This window comes from Mycobacterium sp. TH-M106 (assembly GCF_057473765.1).
Map to the genome: position 1 here is coordinate 1 of NZ_JBYCLE010000240.1, position 3502 is coordinate 3502.

3 protein-coding genes are annotated in these 3502 nt (G+C 65.3%); 1 reads left to right on the plus strand and 2 read right to left on the minus strand.

Going from position 1 to position 3502, the window contains the following annotated elements; all coding sequences use genetic code 11:
* Nucleotides 1–102 precede the first annotated feature (102 nt).
* On the minus strand, nt 103–744 hold the full coding sequence (locus AC2VOP_RS08385; protein ID WP_486960535.1) for a replication initiator: 642 nt from the start codon (nt 742–744) through the stop codon (nt 103–105).
* An 877-nt stretch (nt 745–1621) separates the two neighbouring features.
* Between AC2VOP_RS08385 and AC2VOP_RS08390 the strand changes: the two genes are divergently transcribed.
* On the plus strand, nt 1622–2311 hold the full coding sequence (locus AC2VOP_RS08390; RefSeq protein ID WP_486960537.1) for a chymotrypsin family serine protease: 690 nt from the start codon (nt 1622–1624) through the stop codon (nt 2309–2311).
* A 472-nt stretch (nt 2312–2783) separates the two neighbouring features.
* Here the strand turns inward: AC2VOP_RS08390 and AC2VOP_RS08395 are convergent, their stop codons facing one another.
* Complete coding sequence (locus AC2VOP_RS08395; RefSeq protein WP_486960536.1) at nt 2784–3287, minus strand: transposase; 504 nt, start codon at nt 3285–3287, stop codon at nt 2784–2786.
* Between the last annotated feature and the right edge of the window lie 215 nt (nt 3288–3502).

Sequence of the window (3502 nt, forward strand, 5' to 3'; positions counted from 1 at the left end):
GTCGCCACGGACCTCAACTCGCACATTCTTCGACCAGTCGGTAGTAGTCTGCATCTGACAGGTGCACTCCCATCTTGGATAACGGAACCTCGAACACACCGATTATCCTTGCGGCAGTGCACCTTTCACGTTAACGACACCCATCAACACCGAATTACGTGAAAAATCCAGGCCGGCGTCGCGGATCGCGGCGGCGAGCTGGCGGCGTAACGCGATGGTGAAGCGCCGCCACAACTCCGGTGCCCACCACGTGAACAACACATGCGCGCGGTAGTTATAGCATTGGCCGCACAGCGGTTCGCCCACCCGCGTATCAGCGGCATCGTGCACCGCGCCGCACCACAGCGGGCGGCCATGACGGCAGCGGCGAAATCCGTTGCCGGGATGACATGTACGGGCCTTCCCAGCCGCCCCGTCATGGATCGTGTGCACCGCGCCGAAACTAGGCGCGGTCAACATCACGAACACCGCCGGATGGCCAGCCACGGCCTCGGGCATCTCGTGGTGGCCGCCGGCGATCCCGGCACGGATCAACTGCCAGGTGTCGGCGCCGTACAGCTGCGAACACGACGGGCACACCGACGCGTGCCGGTTCTTGCACCGCCCCAACACGCGCAGCAGGTCGCCGCCGCGATCCACGCCGAGCAGATGCACCGCGCGGGCGCAGAACCCCGACCCGGCCACCCGTGACCACCACGCCTCGAAACCCGGCGGGCAGGCCCGCGCCACCGCCTGGGTCACCACGGCGTCATCCCAGCAGAACGCCCCGCCACCGTCACCGCTGCCCCGTGATCATGGCGTCACCATAGCCAGCCCCACCGACATCATCGGCCCGCCCGACACCCGACGAGCGCCCCCGGCCAACACCCGCCACCACCACAGCCCAGCTCAACGCGGTGACGGCTCCCGGCGGGCTCCGCTTCGTTCCCTGTGCTCCCGTCCGCTGACGCTCCCGTCCGCGCCGGTCGCTACGCACGCCAGCCGTCCGCCGCCACCGACCCAACATGACCTGCCGCACCCCGACGAGGCCCAACAGCCGCCAACCGAGACCGACACGTCAGCGAATCTGGACAACGGCCACCACGACCGCTACCACGAGGACAGCGATGCGACGCCACACCCACCGGAACCAGCGGTGAAGAGTTTCTATACTGCTATCGAGGAAACCCCTGACTCCGCAGCGTCTCGCCTGCTACGTTCAGGAGCGGTGACCACGCCGAATTACCCGCAGCTCGCAACAACTTTCCAGCAACTTACTGACAAGGCTCAGTCTCTGGTGCAACAGTTCCAGAACCAGGGCACTGCAGGTAGCCCTCAACTGGTGAGCATCACCACTCCCGGCTCCTACACCGTCCAGATCCCGTCCGGTGCGACTTCGGTCGACGTGGTCGCGCGTGGCGGTGGCGGTGACGGCGCCGTATACCTCTACTTCCACACCTGACCACCGCATGCTTGCGATTGACCCGCGCCGCGCCCCCAGTCCTGTTTCTCAGGTCGCGGAATCAGCATGGCCGCCGCTGCCGTGCCGCGATGATTGGGATGGGTTTCGCCCCATGCTGACACCCCTGATGATATGACTGAACGAGTGAGCAACGACCCGGTAGCGGGGAGCCTGTCGATGATGCGGGCGGGATATCGCTGGTGGGTCCGAGTGTGCGTGTTCGTGTTCCTGCTGGCCGTGTTGCGCCCTCCCGTCGCCTCCGCGGCACTCCCGCTGGGCGGCGGGGCTGGCATCGTTGTCGGCGGCAGCTATTGCACGTTGGCAACCATCGGTCACGACAACACCGGAGACCTGGTTGGCTTCACCGCCGCGAGCTGCGGCGGACCTGACTCCCCAGTCGTCGCCGAGGGTTCGGAAAATATCGGCCCCGTAGGCACCGTGGTGGCCCTTGCCAACGACCCTGGTCTGAGTTACGCGGTGATCAAATTCGACCCCGCCAAAATCACCCCGATTGCTAACTTCGCTGGCTTCGTCATCAACGGCATCGACACCAGCCCTTTCGAGCGGGGCCAGCCAGTGTGCCGACTCGGGGCCGCCACCGGTGACTTCTGCGGCCGCATCGGTTCCCTTCCCATTCGGAACCGGCGAATGTCCATGGGTGGGGGCGCCTATCAGCCAGGCGATGACGGCGGCCCGGCCACGTCCGATGGCCTGCTTCTCGGCCTGATCACCGGCGGCATGTTCATCCCGCCCGACCTGCTGGGAGCGCCGCCGCATCAATTCATAGAGATGACGACGTTCAGCGCCATCCTCGATGATGTCAATAGCACTGGTGGCCCCGGCGCGGGATACATCCCGGTTCCTGCCTAATGCTGGCAGTCCAAGGGTGGTTTGCGTCTGACTTCGCCGCCGACAACCAACTCGGGCTGATTCGCTTTGCTGGGCTTGTCGCCGCACTCAGGCCGTTCCAGGCTTGGCGGGCGGCGCCGAATGCCGTCGGTGAACGGCGTCGGTAAGCCGTGTGCGGGAGAACCGCATGCACGGATTGACCGGGAGCTGGAAACGGAATACAGATCGAGCCAGGGCCACGGAGATGAGGGACACCAGGGAAACCCCGGTGATCATCAGCGGCTCCGAGACCTACCGCCGATTCACGTCACCGCGCCAGCTCTCGACCCTCCACGGTAGCCCGAGTTCTCCTGTGACGACTGCTGAGGCGGCCAGTTGATCTTGATTTCGGGTTGTGGGTGAGCGGCGCCGCGTGTCGTGCGGTGACGCCGGGTCCTTTATCCCGGAGTTGTGATTCCTTCCTTAGGGTCGAGTGGGAACGGGATCCTGCGGGTCAGCAGATGGCGCGGACCCGGTTGAGTGCATCGGCGAATTCTTGGGCCCATGGCCAGGTTTCGGGGATGCGAAGAATCAGGTAGCGGGATCGTTTGACCAGCCGGGCCGCGGCGTGCAGCAGTCGATAACGCAGGGTCGCCGGCTCGGCTTTGGCCAGCACGCCGTCCAGGAGAAGCAAGCGCATCCAGCACAGCAGGTCGATGGCCACCGCGACCGCGGTGACCCAGGAGGCGGTGTTGATCGCAAGCGAATGCGAGGGCCAGCGGGCCAGGCCGGTGTCTTTGCCACAACGGATGAATCCCTCTACTCGGGCGTGTACCCGGTGGCGGGCTTCGAGCCGCTGTGGTTGTCCACCTGCGGTTCCGGTCGCGATGATCTGGTAGCGGTAGCCGGCCAGCTGCTCGAACAGTGACAATTGGGTGCCGTGTTCGATCTCTTCGCGCCGGACCAGGATCCGCATGCCAGCCGGCCAGGCTGTCGACCGCCACGGTGATGGGACCACCTTGACCAGGGTTTAGCGAGTGTCATTGGACCACCCGTTTGCCCGTTATGGGACCCCTGGCGGGTCGCGCCGGTGCAGGATCCGCATGCCAGCGGGGCAGGCTGTCGACCGCCACGGTGATGGGTCCTCCTTGACGAGGGTTTAGCCAGTTTCTTTGGACCACGCGTTTGCCAGGTATGGGTCCTCTGGCGTGTCGCTCCTGTGGCCGCTCTATT